The sequence below is a fragment of the Dictyobacter sp. Z7_2 genome (assembly GCF_057551105.1).
Genome location: NZ_BAAJPE010000001.1, coordinates 2715369 through 2734741, shown reverse-complemented (window position 1 = coordinate 2734741; position 19373 = coordinate 2715369). Strand labels below are relative to the sequence as shown.

At 50.1% G+C, this 19373-nt stretch carries 16 protein-coding genes; 2 read left to right on the top strand and 14 right to left on the bottom strand.

From position 1 onward, the window contains the following. Positions 1-9: 9 nt before the first annotated feature. The 8 genes from AC27N8_RS10895 to AC27N8_RS10860 all read right to left on the bottom strand — a co-directional run bounded on the left by AC27N8_RS10895 (position 10) and on the right by AC27N8_RS10860 (position 11700). Positions 10-1293 carry a hypothetical protein gene (locus AC27N8_RS10895; RefSeq protein ID WP_487066819.1) on the bottom strand — a complete coding sequence of 428 codons (1284 nt, stop codon included), beginning with the start codon at positions 1291-1293 and terminating at the stop codon, positions 10-12. After that, entirely contained in the window at positions 1290-4733 is a 3444-nt protein-coding gene (locus AC27N8_RS10890; RefSeq protein ID WP_487066818.1) for a hypothetical protein, read from the bottom strand. Before AC27N8_RS10890 ends, AC27N8_RS10895 begins: the two co-directional genes overlap by 4 nt. Before the next feature lie 171 nt (positions 4734-4904). Further along, the gene (locus AC27N8_RS10885; RefSeq protein ID WP_487066817.1) at positions 4905-5615 is read right to left on the bottom strand and encodes a LamG domain-containing protein; all 711 of its coding nucleotides are present in this window, start codon (positions 5613-5615) and stop codon (positions 4905-4907) included. Positions 5616-5699: 84 nt separating this feature from the next. Continuing rightward, entirely contained in the window at positions 5700-6557 is an 858-nt protein-coding gene (locus AC27N8_RS10880; protein WP_487066816.1) for a carbohydrate ABC transporter permease, read from the bottom strand. A 103-nt stretch (positions 6558-6660) separates the two neighbouring features. Further along, positions 6661-7629 (bottom strand): carbohydrate ABC transporter permease, encoded by a 969-nt coding sequence (locus AC27N8_RS10875; RefSeq protein WP_487066815.1) that lies wholly within the window; start codon positions 7627-7629, stop codon positions 6661-6663. 138 nt (positions 7630-7767) lie between these two features. After that, positions 7768-9078: an ABC transporter substrate-binding protein gene (locus AC27N8_RS10870; RefSeq protein WP_487066814.1), complete on the bottom strand. Its 1311-nt coding sequence runs from the start codon at positions 9076-9078 to the stop codon at positions 7768-7770. A 272-nt stretch (positions 9079-9350) separates the two neighbouring features. Beyond that, positions 9351-10358, bottom strand: a complete 1008-nt coding sequence (locus AC27N8_RS10865; protein WP_487066813.1) for a LacI family DNA-binding transcriptional regulator — start codon at positions 10356-10358, stop codon at positions 9351-9353. 103 nt (positions 10359-10461) lie between these two features. Beyond that, on the bottom strand, positions 10462-11700 hold the full coding sequence (locus AC27N8_RS10860; protein ID WP_487066812.1) for an MFS transporter: 1239 nt from the start codon (positions 11698-11700) through the stop codon (positions 10462-10464). Between the two features lie 416 nt (positions 11701-12116). Between AC27N8_RS10860 and AC27N8_RS10855 the strand changes: the two genes are divergently transcribed. Together AC27N8_RS10855 and AC27N8_RS10850 are read left to right on the top strand one after the other, a co-directional pair. Beyond that, a complete protein-coding gene (locus tag AC27N8_RS10855) occupies positions 12117-12419 on the top strand; it encodes a hypothetical protein (RefSeq protein WP_487066811.1) in 303 nt (100 codons plus the stop codon). Between the two features lie 18 nt (positions 12420-12437). Further along, entirely contained in the window at positions 12438-13451 is a 1014-nt protein-coding gene (locus AC27N8_RS10850; RefSeq protein ID WP_487066810.1) for a DUF6745 domain-containing protein, read from the top strand. A gap of 10 nt (positions 13452-13461) precedes the next feature. Here the strand turns inward: AC27N8_RS10850 and AC27N8_RS10845 are convergent, their stop codons facing one another. The 6 genes from AC27N8_RS10845 to AC27N8_RS10820 form a co-directional block, all read right to left on the bottom strand. Next, positions 13462-14322, bottom strand: coding sequence for an STM4011 family radical SAM protein (locus AC27N8_RS10845; RefSeq protein ID WP_487066809.1), 861 nt, complete (start codon positions 14320-14322; stop codon positions 13462-13464). Next, the gene (locus AC27N8_RS10840) at positions 14319-15677 is read right to left on the bottom strand and encodes an STM4012 family radical SAM protein (RefSeq protein WP_487066808.1); all 1359 of its coding nucleotides are present in this window, start codon (positions 15675-15677) and stop codon (positions 14319-14321) included. Before AC27N8_RS10840 ends, AC27N8_RS10845 begins: the two co-directional genes overlap by 4 nt. Positions 15678-15690: 13 nt before the next feature. Further along, positions 15691-16497, bottom strand: a complete 807-nt coding sequence (locus AC27N8_RS10835; protein ID WP_487066807.1) for an STM4013/SEN3800 family hydrolase — start codon at positions 16495-16497, stop codon at positions 15691-15693. After that, a complete protein-coding gene (locus AC27N8_RS10830; RefSeq protein ID WP_487066806.1) occupies positions 16481-17650 on the bottom strand; it encodes an STM4014 family protein in 1170 nt (389 codons plus the stop codon). Before AC27N8_RS10830 ends, AC27N8_RS10835 begins: the two co-directional genes overlap by 17 nt. Positions 17651-17666: 16 nt before the next feature. Further along, complete coding sequence (locus AC27N8_RS10825) at positions 17667-18593, bottom strand: STM4015 family protein (protein WP_487066805.1); 927 nt, start codon at positions 18591-18593, stop codon at positions 17667-17669. Positions 18594-18655: 62 nt separating this feature from the next. Then, a complete protein-coding gene (locus AC27N8_RS10820; RefSeq protein WP_487066804.1) occupies positions 18656-19348 on the bottom strand; it encodes an HAD family hydrolase in 693 nt (230 codons plus the stop codon). Positions 19349-19373: the final 25 nt, after the last annotated feature.

The window sequence follows — 19373 nt, the reverse complement described above, 5'->3', positions numbered from 1 at the left end:
AGCTTTTTCCTATCTCAACGTGATTTTTTGCGTGACCACTCGCAAGCCAATAGTGACCTGGACAGTATAATTTCCAGGTGGGAAAAGCGACTTGAGAAGCTGAGTAGATGCATAACCCGCATTAGAAAGACTATCCAGTTGTTGACGCTTACCATCGGGATTGGTAATCACAACTTGAAGTGGAGTGCCATCGGGAATATATTGTCCTAGTGAGGCGAGCAATGGACCAGTACGCAGTACATAAGCGTGATCGATAGCATCCATCTGGACCTGTATCGAAAAAGTATTCACAGCAGGGCCTGCCGAAAAATGGACAATACTGCTTTGACTCACTACTCCTAACATAGTTGCTCGCAATATATAGTCACCAGGCAGCAGAGGAGCCGGAAATGGAACTTCGGCTATACCATCGATCGTATAGGCCGGGATGCTTCCAAACGACCCATTGGGGTCCTTAAGCATAAAGGTAATCAATGTCCCATCCGGCACAACATTCCCAAAGCGATCATGCAGCGTCGCCGTACGTAGCGTTGTAATCAGGCGACCGTCAGCAGATAGTGGTTGCGGCGTAGCAGAGACGGAAAAGGGAAGTGGCCAGCCCGCAACTTCCAATAGTGTTCCCTCAAAACCATGGACCTCGCCAATCGTGGCTGAGATCAGGCTGCGCCCCGCAAGCGTATGACTAAAGATACGTGTCCAGGCTAATAAGTTATGGACGACCAGGCTTCTGCGCTCCACGGTATTATCTGGATGGCGCACCAGAACTTCAATAGGTGTACCTTCCAGCACGGGATTCCCAAAGCGATCAAAAGGAATTACCACGACCATACTCCAATGCAGATCATCGGCGATAATCGCGCGAGCACCAATCAAAGGTGTCAGCGGCTCAACCGGATGCGATGACTGGATAATCATTTGAGCCATTCCCTGTGCCTGATCTGCTCGGACGGTTAAACGCACGAGTCCAGCTTGCTGCGTCTCTTGTCCACTTAACATAAAATGAGCAACGCCCCGATGAAAAATCGTTTGATAGAGATGCGGCCCGTAACTTCCGGCCGCGATCAGGAGCACAGGTAGCCCATCGACATCTCCAACAGGTCCCACCGTAACGGTCGTGGGAGTCCCAGCCACAATCATCTTTGCCGCGCTGATTGACAGCGTTCCATGAAGTACAGGAGGCGGTGGCGCCTGTCCGGCACAACCAGTCAGCATAAAACTCGTTACAAGCAGGAGCATCACCATTTTGAATAGAGAACTCCTGACCACAGCATGAGCGCAACCGACACCTGTCATGTTGGCAGCACCCCAATCATATAGTTAATGCTGATGCGCACCGAGCTATAGCCCGTTCGTGCCGGCATAGGAGAACGCTCCAACCATGGCAACCTGGTTGTAAGTTCGTAACTGGGATAATGCAAAATATTCGTAGAGATAGCTGGTTGCTTCAAAATAGTTGTGATCGAGAGAGACGGGGTGATAGGTAGATCAAAGCTTTCGTTACTTTCAGGCTCATCGGCCTGCTCCACATACATACTATCCATCCACATCACCTGATTATCAGAGTCGTAATAGGTTGCCAGGATATGAGGAATCGTCGCCTCACTGATACTTGTGTTATATAACGTACCCACCAGATGAGCAGTTCCATCAGCACTATATTTCACACTCACATCGTGTGCCACAACGCCCCGATCAAGATTATGGTCGGTGACAACGGCCTTAGCAGACACATCAAAAGAGGCAATCGGCGCCTTAAGGTGTAAGGGAGTCTTTAATCCAGGCTTAAAAGCTCCCATCAGTGTAGTAGCATCGATTAAACCCGTACCGGCCACACCCTCGAAATCGACACGAAACGGCGTCACTTCCTTGGGTAGCAGTTTATGCAGCATATTTGTCTGTGCATTATAGGTCGAAAGCCCGATATGGTTTCGATCATAGAGCACCGCGGTAACTGTCACATCCGCGGGATTCACATCGGCATTCACCAGTTCGCCCACCACGCTATAGACCGCCCCTACCTTGACCAAGCGAGCCGACAGGATCTGCAACAAGGGACGATCCTGGATATCGCCGAAAGCGGTCGTTCCGGTCGTTACAACGGTCCTTCCCTGAGAGTGCCAGCTCACCGTTGGGCGGCGCAAAAATTCATCGGGTGATGATGCCGTACTGGCACGTGCAGGCACAATATACCAGGTCCCCGACCGTTTAACCATAGAGAGATAGTCGCTTGTGGGATAAGCAACCAGTGCAGTAATCCACAGCGCATCGGCGCGTACCTCTATGTGATCGGGACTTTGCTTGAGAATATGGACATACACCGAACTGAGCTTGCCATACGAGGCGACCAGTCCATTGACAACGGATAGCTGTAACATATAGAGATCCATGCTTGGGCGTGTGAGAGGATCAAGGATAGCATATGCGGGACCATAGTTACGAAAGTCGAGATCGTTATAGTAGTTCTGAACGATCATCACAGGATCATTCTGCTGCTTTATGAACGACATAACACCGTAGCCAAGCGAACCTAGCAGAATCAGGCAGAGAGCCACTGTACGCAATTGCCTGGCCGTAGGAGGCGCTGGCCTCGTTCGCTTGAGTTTCGCAATCCAATGCAGCCCTAATTGCCAATGCTTTCGCTCCTGCTCATCCTCGGCAGTAGGCGGCAGGCACGACCAGCGCACTAAGTGATCGTGTATGCTACCAGCGATGCGCCGTGGAAGCATCACGATAAACCACAAAGGTTGTAAGAAGGTCGACCGCAGTAAAGAGCTATGTACCAGACGGCACATATACTTTTTCACAAAGTGCACGAATTGAAGCACGCCAAGAAAGATAAAAAGGCCACGCAGCACAGGCCACCATACCCCCGAACTCATTGCCAGAAGCGCGGCAAAAATCGAGCCGATAGGGACAGTTCCCCACATGATACTCTGATAGACTGGAATGTCATCACGTGGGATCACAGCGGGCAAAGGCTCAATATCGGCACGCTCCCAAACCATCACACCATCTTCTAGCCGTTGCAGACGATGCCAGCCCGAGAAAAAGAGCAGCGGATCATAGAATTGGTCGTTGGAGAAGACATACTTCAAGCTATACTTTTCTGGAATAGTCAGGATCTGCTGAAGCGAACCAATACCGGGTATGCCTGCATATTTTGCCCCCTCCAGACGCTCAACTGGCGACGTATTTAATTCAGGCAGTTGACGAGCCGAATTATAGTCGCCGTCAACCGATGTGGCAAGCGTCTGAGACGCAAGCAGGGACATCTGATCACCAAAGCCAAGCGTGATATAGCGCCAGCGCGAATGTTGATCCTTATTCAGAAAGGTCACAATCGGCTGAAAATCAATCGAGGCCGGCTGGAAACGGCGAAATTGGGTCAGGTTAGCCACATAGATAGAGATAACCAAGTAAAAAATCAATAAACCCACCTGGACGCCGCGCCAGGTAGCAAATCCCATCTGCTCCTGGAGATACCTGGCCAGGCCACCATTCCGTATGCTCACAACGAACGCCCCCAGGATGGGGAGCTGGATAATTGTGGCCCAGAAAGTAAAGCGATCAAGGGTCAAAATTTCAAACGCTTTACCCAAAATCTTATGCGGTATCGGGGTTGTCCCTCCGGTACCAAGCAGAACGAGCAACGAATAAGACAGCGCCAATGGCCAGGCTTTCGTGCTATAAGCCTTGTAAAAAACGTAAGGAAAAGTAATCACCGAAAGGCCATATGGAACCAGCCAGAAGACAAGACCAGCAGAGGTGTTCACTAAAAAGCTATCCCGTGATGCATGAGGGATCGGAACCTGCGCAATCGGATCGGTTTTACTATAGATCCAATAAGGCAGCACAACTATCACGAGAGCAGCTACCATACCAGTCAGATAGATAATAGATCGTCCACTCACAGGGAGAATGCGTCGCAGGCGTCGCACAAGTAGCGGGCGCAGATTTCTACGCGAAACGCGTGGTGGTCGCTGTGTCGACTCGTCTGGGAGCGGCAGACGAAACTTCTGCACAATCACTAATCCGACCACGGGCAGCACAAAGAAGATAGCTCCAAAAAGGGTTGTCACGTGATGTCCGGCCGTGGTCGCAGCATTACAGGCCAGAGCTTTGAAAAGCTCTTGTTTCCTTCCGCTTTCTAGCCAGTTATAGGCAAAAGCCAGTGCATTTAACAAAAAGCCTATCGAGAAAGTCGTTGGCAGCTGCCCAAAGACATGGACCGTTTCAGTGAGGCTGGAGCAGAAGACAACCAGCAACGCAGCATAGCCTGCCGCCTCTTCACTGACCCAGATTGTTGAAAAGCGATAAGTGCCCAGCGTGATATTTAAGATAGAGAATAATTGCACCACAATAAAAGCATTGAGCAGACTACCACCCAGGAGATGGGCGACCAGTGCCACACTCTGCTGTGATCCCGGAGGATAACTGGTCATCGTAAAACCGGTATACCAGCGATATTCCCATGGGTCCCACCAACTGCGATAATAGTGATCGGCAAAAAAAACGTGGATCAGGGCATCATATGTCTTCTTAAAATCGTAGGAGAGTAACAATACCCCATGATAAACAAAGGCCAGTGCCAGCGCTATCAACAGGTGTTGGTTAGGCGCTTTTAAGCCAAAATGGATAGAAAGAGAAGATTTCGAAAGAAAGTTCAGCCTTAAACGCCTTTTGAGGATGGCAACGACTTTATTAGGACTATGGCCTACCGGTTCATATGCCATCAGAAGCTCCCCTCCTCTCCAGATAGATAAAAGCATGGGATCGCTTACGTCAAGACAGATCTGCTTTTGTTTCAGTATAGTCCGTCTCTTAAATCAACCATTGTGCTTTTATCTACATCTTTTGAATGGAGAAAGCTGCCACGAAGCATACTCTTTCCGTGATACGTATTATTATAAGGAGCTGATACGAAAGCTGCTTACACGTAGGACAGCTAACGAGGCGTGAATTTCAATCGGACCATTCGAGAGATGAGCTGTACTTGTACTGGTGGCAGCGCTCACAGTGGTTCCATCGATGGAGAAGTTGACATTCGCGCCGCGTACCTCGACACGATAGATATGTGGCAAAAATTTGGGGTCATAATCGATGGTTTCAAAGCTTCCTTGCTCCATAGATCCCATTGGATCGAGATAGACTTGTGCCTGGGGATGCAGTCCGTTGGGATATTGACCGGGATTGAGCAAGTTCAAGACACTTGCAATATAACCATCTTTGCCAGGAGCTTTATCAGCTCGGAGACTTACATTTGCTCCAGCATCGGCTATTTTCATGACCTGAATCCGCACCTCAATCGCATAGTCAGAGATGCTGATCCGATAGGGCGAGGTGATCGCAAGTTGATCAGAGCCATTCGTTTGTAGAGAACCATCATTTACCTGCCAACCACTCGAAGCATGCCAACCATCCAGGCCATGGGACCAGTCAGCCTGATAGAGCACCGTCCCGGGAGCAAGCGCTGATTTTGTGGCCAATGGTGAAGATGTGGCAGTTGGAGAGGTTTGTCCAACTGGCGCTAAAGCAGAGCTACATGCTATCAAGTACAACATCATTAGCCCAACCAGTAAAGACATGCCTCCCCATCTCCAACGAAAACTGTCCATAAACAAAGTCCCTTTTCACTCTCGCTCAAAAGCTTGTGGACCCAGTGCAAATGGTCATTGACAGTCTAGATAACACAAAGCACATTATCCCTTCAAGGCTCCTGATGTCATACCAGCAGTAATGTAGCGCTGGAAAGCGATGAGCAAGATCGCAGCGGGGATACATCCCAACGTCGCCACAGCCATCAAGCCATTCCATTGCTGATTAAACTCTCCCAGATAGTTATAGATGCTCAGCGAGATTGGCTGGATATCATTGGTGGTCGTCAATGTGAGGCCAAAGAGAAAATCTCCCCAGGCAAACAGGAAAGCGAACAGGCCAGCGGTAACGACTCCAGGGACACCCAGGGGCAGCATGATGCGAAAAAAAGCTCCCCACTCTTTGCAGCCATCGACGAAGGCCGCTTCGACCAACTCGTATGGAAGCGATTGAAAGAAAGCGCTCATAATCAGGATATCAAATGGGACCGCATAGGTAGTGTCAGCCAGAATCAATCCCGGATAGCTATTCAGCAATCCCAGGTTGTTGAAAATCAGGAACATGGGAGTAGACAATGTAACGGTCGGGATCATTTGAGCGAGCAGCAAGGCAAAAACCAGGATGAAAGCAAAGCGCTGTTGAAAGTGCGCCAGCGCATAGGCCGCCGGTATGGCAATGATCAATGAGACAACTACGGTTCCCAGCGCAATCATCAGACTGGTCGCCAGATGGGGCAGTTGAGTCGCAAGCACACTTGAATATGCGCTTAATGTAATCTGCGAAGGCACCAATGGCGCAGGGATGCTAAAGATAGTTGCATTTGTTTCCAGGGAGTTGATGATCATCCAATAGAGAGGAAACAGCATAATCGCCGTCAAGATAACGCCAATAGCGGTTACCAGAACAGTCTTGAGAGAAAATCTCCCTCCAGATTTAGGCTTTGAAGCTATTTGAGTCTGCACTGCAAAACTCCTTTATTCCAGCAGTCGAACATAGATATTCTTCCTGTAAGGTGAATATGCAATAGATCGATAAAACGTCTGCTCCCATGCATGTATAATGGAGCTATCCTCTGTTCTTGCGATTCTCCTGCTGCGTCCACCAGAGATAGATCAGCGCAACCACGAGAGAGATCAGCATAATCATGTTTCCCATTGCAGCTCCCTGCCCGAACAGCTGCTGCGTAAAGGAGAGATTATACGACCAGGTCGCAAAAGTTTGTGTCGCATTGGCGGGACCGCCACTCGTCGTGACATAGATCACATCGAATACCTTCAACGTATAAATCAAGCCAAGCATTAAGACGACACCAATCACTGTACGTAGCAAAGGAAGCGTCACATAGAGGAAACTCTGCCAGCGTGTTGCGCCATCGATCGAGGCCGCCTCATAGAATTCCTTATCGATACCCTGCAAACCACTATAGATGAGTACCATGTTCAGCGGGATACCAATCCAGATATTGGTGATGATCACCGCCCCTAACGCCCAGCCTTGTGTGGTCAGCCAGCCGAAGTGGGCCGGCAGGATGTGCAGGGCAGAAAGAAATTGATCGATGATACCATTGGTCTGATCAAAGAGCCAGCGCCAGACGGTCGCGGCAACGACTAATGGAAGCAGCCATGGAAGTAGTAAGATCGAGCGCAGGAAGCGACTGAGCGGGAAGCGCTTGTTAAAAAACAGCGCTAAACCCATGCCAAGCAGGAACTGCGGAATGATCGAACCAAGCGTAAATAAAAGCGTATGGAGAGCTGCTGCCCCGAAGACCGAGCCCTGAATAACGCTGATATAATTTGCCAGCCCCACAAAAGGTGCGATGCCGGTGATCTCTGCTTGCAAATCGTACTGCTCAAAGCTCACGCTAAAACTGTAATAGAGTGGATAGCCAAAGAAGAGAAGCAGATACAGAATAGCCGGCACCAAAAACGAGAAGCGTATCCAGTTTGAACGATTCCTCATACGTTTCTGCCGTGGTTGCACCGCAGCTTTTCTATCCAAAATTGCTTGTAGATTTTGTTGTGTATGTGTCGCCACAATATACCTCCCTGAGCCAACGACCTGAGGAACGTCACCATACCGAAGAGCTCACCAAAGGCCATTATCAACACATTATCGACTGGAAGTCAATCACGACTCCAGTCGACAACGTATCAAGTTACCTGGTATCGTTGGCTACTTATTCAGTAGCGGGGTAATCTGCTGCTGGGCCTGCGTAAGCGCGGCTTGGGGAGACTGGTTTCCCGAAATCGCCGACTGTTCCGCTGTCCAGATATACTGTGAGATCGTGGGATACTTTACTCCGACGGTCGCGGTACGAGCCTGAGCTGTGTTCAGCTCATTGGCGAAGATGGCCAGACCAGCATTGGTTTTCAGGTATGTCTGAGCAACACTCTTCAGTGGAGGAATATAGCCATTAGCCTGATCAAACACGAGCAACTGTGCTGGCTCTGACAACCAGTGTACGAGATCCCAGGTGGCCTTCTGATTCTTGTTCTTGGTCACCGGCAACGTCCAGACTTCTCCGCCCAGTGGGGAGACCGACTGATAGCCCGCCTGTGGGACCGGAATGGGAACAACTCCATAATCAACTTTCGCATCATCGAGCATGCCAATGTTCCAGGGACCGTTGACCATCATGGCTGCATGACCATTCTGGAACTGCGTCTCTACATCACCTTGAGCCCAGTTCAATGAAGCCTTCGAGAGTGAACCTTCCTTCACCATATTGGTGATCAATTGTAAAGCGGCGACTCCCTGCGTGGAGTCAACCTTTTCAAGCTGAGCACGATTAGACCAGAAGAAAGGCAAGAATTGCCATGTACCTTCTTCAGTAGCTTTGGCAGAGAGGGCCAGGCCATAGGTATTGCCACTGGTTAACTTTTTGGCATCGGCAGACAACTCAGCCCAGGTTGTAGGAGGTGTCAATTTAGCAGCGCTAAATATCTTCTTATTATAGTAGAGCGCCAGGTCGTTACTACCCACAGAGACAGCATAGGCTTTATCCTTATAAGTCATCGTGGAGTATGAGCCATCATAGAAACTGGACTTACTCATATCGCCAGTCAAATAAGAGTCGAGCGGTGTCAGAGCACCTGTGGCAGCAAAGTTTGGTAGATCGGGATTATCGAGTTGCAACAGATCAGGGAGTGTCTGCGAGGCGGCTTCTTGATCTGCTTTTGAGAGTAATGAGCCAAAAGGGACGGCATCCCGTTTGATCTTGATGTTAGTATGCAGCTTCATATATTGATTGAACAATTTAGTAATCTGCGTATTTGCAGGCTCAGTTGTCCAATAATCCATCTCGGTAATTGTTGTGACGCCATTGTTAGTTGAGCTAGTGGTAGAGCCTCCACAGGCGGCAAGCATACCAACTAGCATCAATGCCAGACAGCCTGCGGAGAGAGCCTGGATCGTCCGAAAAAATGATCTTTTCCTCGGCGCCATATTTGGCCCGGCATGTATATCGGGGGTTTGAGCGCTCACAGCATATCCTCCTTTGGATTTGAAACAGTTTGATACGAAAAGTCCGTGTATCAAATAAGCAAAAACGATACGGATAACTCACGTGTGCATAAAAACACAGTGCAGGCGATCTTAGACGCATTGAGCTATTCAGGCAAAACAGCGCCTGAAAATGTCTAATCTCCCCCACACATCCATTTTTTCAAAGTTGTTGAAGCGCTTCGTTAACAAGAAGTATAAATAGCAAAAATCAAACTGTCAAGTGGTTGTCAAATTATTGTGGAATGTTTTTATCACTGTTTTACACGTGGACCCGAGCTACGACGCAAGGTCAGATGAGATTTTATCAGAACTTGAGAGGGGGATTTTGCCGTGCCATCCAGCTGATGAATCAGCATTTCGGTGCCGATGCGTCCCATTTCCGCAAAGGGAAAATCGATTGAGGTCAAAGCAGGAGTCGTCATCTCAGCCAGTCGTGGAGAAAGCACCGCCACCAGCGAAACATCATCCGGGATAGAGAGTCCTTTATCGGCAATGGCATGGATAATTCCGCCGCTTGGCCAGGGAGTCATCAGGACAAAGGCACTGATCTCAGGATCTTGTTCCCATAAAGCCATCGTCGTCTCATAGCCAGCCTGCTCATTAGCATCACAGCAACAATCCTTGCCTGTGAGACCATGGCGCTGTATTTCGCGATAGAAGGCATCATGAGAGCGACGCACATAACCAACATTCCGATCGAACATACTCTGAGCTTGATTAATCAAGGCAATATGTTCGTGTCCCTCCTGCACCAGATAAGCAATAGCCTTCTCCAGAGCATCATCAAAATCCAGATCGACATAACTGATGCCATCATTGTGCGAGCCATGACCAATCATCGTAAAGGGAATATCCTGCTTCTTCAGCAGATCCATGCGAGGATCATCCAGAGCCACCTCCATCAGGATCGCCCCATCGACAAATCCCTGATGAGCCATATTGAAAGTTTGATCCTCATTGGTGCTGGTCCAGAGCAGAACAGCATAGCCATACTCATTGGCCACATCCACGATACTGGTCACAAATTCCAGCACTGGACCCAGCCCGGACGTGCTCGACGGATACAGCAACGTGATAATCTGAGTGCGCTTCGTCGCCAGGGCACGCGCCAGCGAATTCGGTTGATAGCCCAATTCCTCCATCGCTTTAAAGACGCGCTGCTTGGCCTCATCAGAAATATGCCGCTTCCCACTTAACGTATAGGAAACCGTACTCAACGCAACTCCTGCTCTCCGTGCAATGTCAGACATCGTTGGCATTGACTTTTCTCCTTAACCCCCATGACATAAAGCTTACTGACTACTCTATGTAAACAATTTAGTTTACACTATAGAGCAGGGACTTTGTCATTGTCAATCGACTTCATTCGGGAGCCACACTGCTACCTGATTTATCGTCACGCATGGTTCGCAGGTAAAGGAGCAAGGGAGGACACAGAACGATCCCTGCTACGACCAGCGCGGCGCGTATACTCACTTGTGTGGCGATCAAGCCCAACAAAGGGCCACCCACAATCTGCGCGATGGCGCTCACTTGTTCACGCACGGAGAATAGAGTGGCTCGTACACTCGAGTCGAGATGCTGGTTCATCCACACTTGTCCCAATGACAGGCTGGGGCCGCTGACAGTCGTGAAAAGAAAGAAGAGCAGTAAAGCCAGAGCAAATTGTCCTGCCAGCGCGAAGCCGATCACGCTCAGTGCTGACAGGCTATCGACAATAAACAGCGCAACAATGACTGCGCGGCGACTGTTTGTATCGACAAACTTGTTGGCGAGCGAGATGCCACAAAAGTTCGTGATGACAATGCCAACTTCAATTACACTGAACCATGTAACAGACGTGAGTCCTCCCAGTGTCGGAAAGACAAACGCGTTAATCAAATAATAGTTCCAGAGTTGATGGAACCCGGCCCCAAACACGCCTGCGAACACGGCAACGCCGAGGATGGTCAGTAACACCGACCGCTGACGCACCAACTGAATACTCATCCGCAACGTATGTCCCGCCTGTTGCATCATGGAGCGGTTCTCCCTCAGGGCAGGGACAAAATGCCTCTCAGGCATCACAAAGGCCAGCCAAACACTCAGCGCAATGATAAGGCTTCCACTGAGCACAAGTGGCAGGTTGAGGCTTATATTGACAAGCAGAGCACTTAACGCAATACCCGGGAGCGAGAGTAGAGAACTAATTTGTGCCGCCCGTAGATACACAGGTCCCACACGCTTTGATTCAATTTCATCGGCAATCCAGGCCGTATCGGCGCCATTCATCAGCGTATTCCCAAGTCCTATCAAAACCTGAGCCGCGAAGATAATGCCAACCATAGACCATAAGCCTTCCACAAGATATCCAGCACCAATCAGCAGTATGCCAAGGACGACAGCAATCCGACGGCTATACATGTCAGAGAGAATACCCGTTGGCATCTGAAAGAGAAAGTTCATGGATTGTCTTAATGTCCCGATGAGCACCAGTTGGATGGGATTGAAGCCAGCTACATTAATCAGGTAGACAAGTTCAACTGGCAAGAATAACCCATAGAAGAGCGACAGCGCACCGCTCAACATGATATAGACAAAAGAGGCGTCTCGATTACGCATAGTATCCCCTCAAAAATTTTCAGCACAACGAAAAACATGTGAAGGAATAATGCAGCAGATGGAGACAAGGTAGATAGAAAAAGCACAGCCAGTAAGATGTATCCCTATAGCTGAGATATCAATGGAGAGGGAAAATTCCAGCGGAAAGAAGACGCCCTTTACAAGCAGGACGCTAACAGAATAGAATGCTCACTCACACTGATGATACATCTCCATGTACCGCATTAATCAGTGCAGAAACCAACATATATGAGTACCTCTCTTTCAGGTCTCGCAGATCTTTTATTTGTGTATGAGTAACTCATCAAAGCATACGCTATATGATCGGGAAAAACAAGCCTTTCCATTACCGTATTGATGACCTCCAGAAAGAATAGAAAGACAGAAGGATAATAGAAACCAAGGAGGAACATGCTATGTGGCGTCACGGAGATGTTTTGATTGCTCAGATAGATTCCATTCCAACCACAGCTACAGCTACGCAGAGTCCCATTCTGGCGCGTGGTGAGATCACAGGACATAGTCATCGCGTCGAGACTCTGGCAAATGCAACCATCTATACCGATCTTGGTCACGGCGAAGATCTCTATCTACAAGTCACCAGCATCGTACGCATCATCCATGAAGAGCATCATCCTATCACGCTTCAGCCTGGCAGCTATCGTGTCTGGAAGCAGCGCGAGTACACGCCTGAGGCGATTAAGTATGTGCGCGACTGAGAAAAGGAGAGAAGTAATATGCTACAGATAGCAACATTCACTCCTGATGAGGCGAAAGCTTTGATCCTCAGCAGTAAAGCTCCTGATAATATGCTGGTACAGGGCGATCTGGATCTATCCATGCAACAGACGTTAACCAGTTTGCCCGCTGGCTTGCAAGTGCGAAATTTAACGCTCAATCATTGCTCCGCGCTCAAAGAGCTGCCCGCAGGTCTGCGCTGCTACCAACTTGAGGCAGAGGATACTGCACTGATAGGGTTGCCGGCAGATCTGCAGGTCACCTATCAGATCAACCTGAGTAACTGTTCCCAACTGGAATCCCTGCCTGCTGGTTTAAAGGTCGGCAGGCTTAATCTCAACAATTGTAGCGCACTCAGAATGCTACCCGAAAACTTCAACGTGTTTTTTCTGATCATCTCAGCATGTACAGCCATGCAAGCATGGCCCGAGCAAGGTCCATCCTCGATGGGACGACTAAACATGCGCGGCTGCATTCGGTTACGTACGCTGCCTTCCTGGCTTCAGACTGTCGCGCAACTTGATATCAGCGAATGTCCTAACATCACAGAAGTGCCAGCAAACCTCCAGGTACGCTCCTGGTTGGATCTGGCCGAAACGTCGCTGACATCACTACCAGCAAGCCTTAAACACGTCCAATTGCGCTGGCGCGACGTGCGTATCAACGAGCGGATCATCTTCTCGCCTGAAACTATCACAGTGGAAGAAATTCTTGCCGAGGAGAATACCGAGCTACGCCGTGTGATGGTTGAACGTATGGGCTACGAGACTTTTATGGAGCGCAGTCAGGCCGAGGTCATCGACGAAGATCAGGACCCGGGCGGACAACGTCGGCTATTGCGCGTTGCCATCCCAGGCGATGAAGATCTCGTCTCACTCGCCGTCAAATGCCCATCGACCGCTCACAGCTACATGCTACGCGTCCCGCCGACCATGAAGAGTTGTCATCAAGCTGCCGCCTGGATCGCCGGTTTCGACAATCCAGACGACTACAAGCCTCTAGCCGAGACGTAGCCTCTCTTCTTCACCAGATTTTTTGTGCGGGGATGCGTTCAAGTATCCCCGCCCCAAAGACTTCATGTAGCTTCAGATCAGGCATATGTATGTATCCGATATGACAGCCACAGGTGGCAGCACTACAGCTTCTGGCATAGAGAGCTTTTTCGAAATCAGGCTCGTAGAGATTGCCGATTGGTTCCTTGATAAAATGGCAGCGTCGCATAGTGCCATCGCCATCCACAGAGATCACCTGATGACCACCAAGACAGTCTCGTCCCAGGCTGGGATGATATTTGGTGTTGAGGGGAAAGAGGGGATCAACTCCCGTAAAGCGCTGAAGCTCTTGCGGGCTATAATAGTCGGGATCACGTTTATAGGCATTGATCCACAGATAGACGTGCTCCGGCAAAGCTGCCCGCAGAGCATCAATCTCCTCGGCATGCTCTTTAAGTCCAACGACGCCTACACTAAATTTAATTCCACGCCGATCCAGTTCCTGACACTTGTCAAGAAAGCGCTGGCGCGTGACCTGCGTCGGATGATAGGTGACCCAGAGTGCCGCCTTGCTTTTGTCACATTGCTCAAGCCACTCCAGGCGGCTGGACAGATTGGTCTGAACGGCAACTTTGGTGACCTGCGGCAGATTGGTAAGACGAATAAATGCATCATGATAGCGTCTACGAACCAGAGCCTCACCCCAGGGCGTGAAGAAGATGCCAATCTGATCATCTGCCGGACGGTCCTCGACCCAGGCGATAAAACGCTCCAGAGCCTGACGATCATTTTCGTGCTCCTGACGCGTCTCCACATGCTTGGCAAACGGACAGTAGGTGCAGCCATAGTTACAACTTGAGAGTGGTCCACGATAGAGAATTGAGAGCTTCATCGCAGTTCGTATCCTTCCATAAGTGCCTGCACATGCGCCGAATAGAGCCAGGGTCCAATCGTATCCGAATAGGCCAGACCATGTGCTGTCAAAGACATCATATGATCTGCAATCATAGCCAGCTCATACTGAAGCAACTCTTGCAGCTGTGGGAGATGGACAAATACATCCTGGCCAAAGCGTTGGCGATACGCCTGCCGATCGAGTCCACCGGCCTCCAGCAAGGATTTAAGTACATAACGGCGCTGCTGCTCATCCTCGTTGAGATGAAAGCCATAACGCGCATACGCAAATTGTTCTGTGGGTGTACCAATATACTCTGCCAGGATAGCCTGTACTCCTCTGGCCCCAACCGCATATTCGTTGGAATAATGATGCGTCCGCGTATATGAGCGAGCACCACAGCCCAATCCAATCATGCCATCATCCTGCACACAGTAGATCGGACCTGACTCAACTGGCACATGTGCCGCTTGAAACATCCGCATTGAAACCTGTGTGTATCCCGCTGAGAGCAGCAGATCTCGCGCCGCTTGATAGCAAACCAGACGAATATCTACGTCCTCACTATGCGCCGTACTACGCTGATGCATATGATCCAGACCAGTCAGAGGGCGTACATAGAGGGGATAGAGATACAGTTCCTCCGGCTGATATTGTAACGCGCTGCGTAGCGAATCCAGCCAACTGGACACCGTCTGTCCGGGAAGTCCATAGATCAGATCGATATTAAGGGCGGCGAAGTCAAACAAGCGAATCTGCTCCAGGGCGCGATGAACCTCACTGGTCTTCTGAGCTCGACCGGCTCCATGCGCCTCATGCTCAAGAAAGCTCTGCACACCGATACTGATACGGTCTGCTCCATGCGCTTTAAGGACCTCCAGACGCTCGGGAGTGGCAGTCAGAGGAGAAGTCTCCACAGACATCGAGATACTCCCCGGCGAGACCTCAAACAGGTCTTCCGAGATAGCAAACAGCTGCTCCAATTCCTCGGGATGCAAAAAAGTTGGAGTCCCTCCACCGATAGCGACGCGGGCAGTATTGAAGCCACCAGACCGATCGAGTTGCCGGCGGACCTGTTCAGCCTCCCGGCGTAGCGTCTTCAAGTATGAAGTAACAAAGTTGCCGCTCGGATTCGCCGTCGTAAACAAATTACAGAAGCCACAACGCATCTCACAAAACGGCACATGCAGATACAGAAAGACTGACTCCCGATCCTCCTGACGCCAGAGATCCGTCAGTGACAGACGCTCCGGGAAATGACGATAGGCCGTCTTATGCGGATAAGCATAGGTATATGAGCTATATGGAGAGCTCTGCACGCTCTGTAACATCGGCAAAAGAGTAGATACCATCACAACTTGCTCCTCAATCAAACAAAATACATTCGGTATAAGGGACAGTCCAGACAACCGGATGCGCGATACGATGACCGTTGTAGCCATCCTCACCATACGCGGTTCCATGATCGCCACACAGGATCGCCAGGAATGGACCACGACGCCCAAGCGCCTGCACCAGTGGAGCAAGCTGACCATCCACATACTCCAGAGCAGCGGCATGAGAAGCCAATGTATCCTCCTTACCTTCGCTCTGAGGCAAATAGAAGTAGTTAGGTTGGTGCAAGGCAGAGACATTCATGAATAAAAAGACCCTTGATCCCAACGCCACACTCTCCAGTGCTCGACAGGCTGTCTCAACCTGATGCGCAGTCGAGTCTGGATTGGTCACGCCAAGTTCAGGCGACCAATAGCTCTCTTGAAACAGTCCCGGCAAGACGTTTCCCAGTGGGCTCTGCCGATTGAAAAAACCAACTCCGCCGATGCAGATGGTACGATAGCCCTCTTGCGCCAGCCCGGAGACAATATCGGGAGCATCAAAGACAAAAGTAGACTCGGTAGTTGTCTCGCTCCCAGGAAAACGCGCCGCAAACAGTCTCTGATGTCGACCGGGTGCGGCAGGCGTGGGTAAAAAGCCAGCAAAGAAGGCTTGATGGGCCGCATACGTAAAGCTACCCGGCGAATGGCGTTCTTCCCAGCCAGTGGCAGGCAGCAGGCTCGCCAGGAACGGCGTACGTCCCTTATGGAACAGTTGTTGTGCCACATCATAGCGCAACGTATCCAATGTGATAAAGAGAATATCATGAGAACCAATCAGCTCAGGAACATTTATCATCAGATATCCTCTCTAAGAGTGCCGAGATCTCCGCGCTGTAAGTATCCTGCGTACGATGCAATACCCCGGGCAAGAGATCACCAAACGCATTCATCTCAAGAATAGCATGTCGCCGATAATTATGCGCCGCAAAAAGGAGATCAACTCCCGCATAGAGGTTAGCAGGAAACAGAGCCGCCGCCTGCTCACAGGTATGCAATCCCGCCTGCCAATTATCCACACCAATCATGGATTGGATAGCCTCGACATCACCGCGCTGATTGAGCAGGTGCAGGTTCGTCATCGGACTCTTACTCAGACGCGCCACGACATGCCGAGCCTGTCCAGCGATCACCACCACACGACAATCAAAAGACTTGTCGGAGAAAGTCGCTTTGGGAATCCACTCCTCGATATGTGCTCGCTGGCGACAGACCATGTTCACCAAAACCGAAATTTCAGCGCTCTTCGTATATGTTTTGATATTACGCGTATTATAAAAATGCCAGCCAGATCCATCATGAACCATTTCGATCGTCGTAATCGCCTGCTGACGCTGTCCATGAAAGCGAAAGGCAATGATCCCCGCAGCGCTTGATCCATGGGCAGGTTTGATAAAGACACGCGACCAATCACGTCTGACAAGCTCGGACATCATCTCATCGTAGGAATGAACAGGGTCCAAAGCCTGCGGCACCGCAATCTGATGCTGCACCAGGTACTGATGACAGGCACGTTTATCAAACATCAGCAAGATGTCTTCCGGCCGATTCATCAGACACACATCACGCAAAGCGGGCATCAGTCCAGTGAGTAGCTGTCGATAGCCTAGATACCATTGTCGAGAAGGAAGCAGTTGCCCTTTTTCCAATGGGAGGGCATCAAGGCAACGACGGCTAATGGGCTCATAGTTGACATCATCAGGATCGGCACACTCGGCCCCCAATGCCAGTAAAGCTCGCTCGACGGCCTGACTCTTGCCCGGCGATTCGATACGCACAAGAGTAGTAGGCGTGATAACATCGGTCAGCGACGCCACGCCAGAAAGCAAGTCAAGATAGCTAATCAGACGTGCGGGCTGTAAGCCAGCCTGTCGCAAAGCTTGCTGAAACAGCTCCACACGCCGATCATCAGGAGTCCCAATGAGAACAAATGCTGGATATGGATCATTCATCTTCACGTCCCTCTACCTACTCACTCACAGCGATATAGCGCTCCTCCTCGTTATCGATATCATCACTCTCCCGCTCGCTCACATCCACCTCGATAGGCAAGGCCTGCAACTGTGCCACTATCGCATCAGAGCAGAAGTGATGATGCAGATCCAACTTCTCCAGCCCACGGATCGCCGGACAATCCAGTAGCGCCTGCGCACCGCGATCGCCAAGTGCCCCATAAGATAAATCCAGCACTTTGATGCGCTCCAGCAACGGTGAGACCGTGACTGCGGCCGCCAACTCATCCTCATACTCACTATCCCGTAAGCCCAGGTAGCGCAAATGAGGAAATAGATCGCCCGCCAGCAGAGGAGCAAAATCATCTATGGTCGTGTCACCACCATAATTTTCAGAACCCAACCAGAGTTCCAAATGTTCCAGGGCGGGTAGATGAGACTGCCAGATTTCATGCACGACCTGACGACTAAGGCCGCCCGTCTCCACAATCAAGGTACGCAGATGTTCACTGTGGATATTTCCCAACTGCAATCCATCGCCACCACGTATCTGCAGATGCTCCAGGCGGGGATAAGCCACCACAATTGGAGAGAGATCGCCCTGTTTAATCCACGAAATCTCACACTCATCAAAAGTTACATCTCCAATGAAAAGTGCCTTCAGTGCTGGCAGTTTCTCCACCGAAGTCGTCAGCAATTCGATAATCTCATCAGGAGGACCATCCATCACGTCCGCCCATTCACCAATCACCAGAGCAGACACGAGCGAGGCCTGTGGATCATTCACAAAGGCCGCCACAATGACATCCCAATCCGTATCATCAGTACGACTATCATAAGCAAGACGATAGGCAAAGGTGGTAGGATCAACAATGCCCTCATCAAGAGTAAATTCCTTAACCGGTTTCCCGACAAAATGATCAATATGGTAAGAGATTGCCATAAAAGATTTTCCCCTTTGCACGTAAATGTAAAACAGGAATCTGTGGGACTACTACTCTATTCTTACTGAGAGGTAAAAAAATGGTAATCAGCCTTATCTTTTGCCAGACACATATCAGCGACATAAGGCAGATTCTCAGGCCAAACCTGATCTCCTTGAACCCAGATGGTTTTCATCCCCACCGCATGAGCGCCCTGAATGTCAGCCACAGGATTGTCTCCGACAAAGACAATATCCTGAGGAGCTTGCTTGAGACATGCTGCGGCCGCCAGAAAAATAGCCGCCTGTGGTTTCTTCAGGCCAACAGCCTGCGAGATAAAAATACACGAGGTCAGCTTATCGATGCCAAGCCTGGACAGTTTCCGACTTTGATTGAGGATACTTCCATTTGTGATCACGCCAAATGGAACGGCGGCCTTCTGCAATTCAGCCAACCAGGAACTCATCGTGGCATCCGGCATAATATGCTGGGATAGCTCTTCCCTGAACATCTTTACCAGATATCCGACGGTCATACCTCGAAGTGATGGATATTCTCGACGCAATTGTCTAAAAAGTATCGTGCGTTCAGTCTCAGCACGCTGATCCAGATAGATGATACGCTGTATGATTTTCGCTCGCTGCGGCTCCTCGCGTACCGGGATAAACCGATGCACAAAAGAAGCAGCCCAGCGATAAAAAGCCTCATCTCTCGCATAAAGCGTATCATCCAAATCAAACAGCATCGCCTTAACAGGAAAAGGTAGCTCAAACATACATCCTTGCCAATGGGGCCTTTCT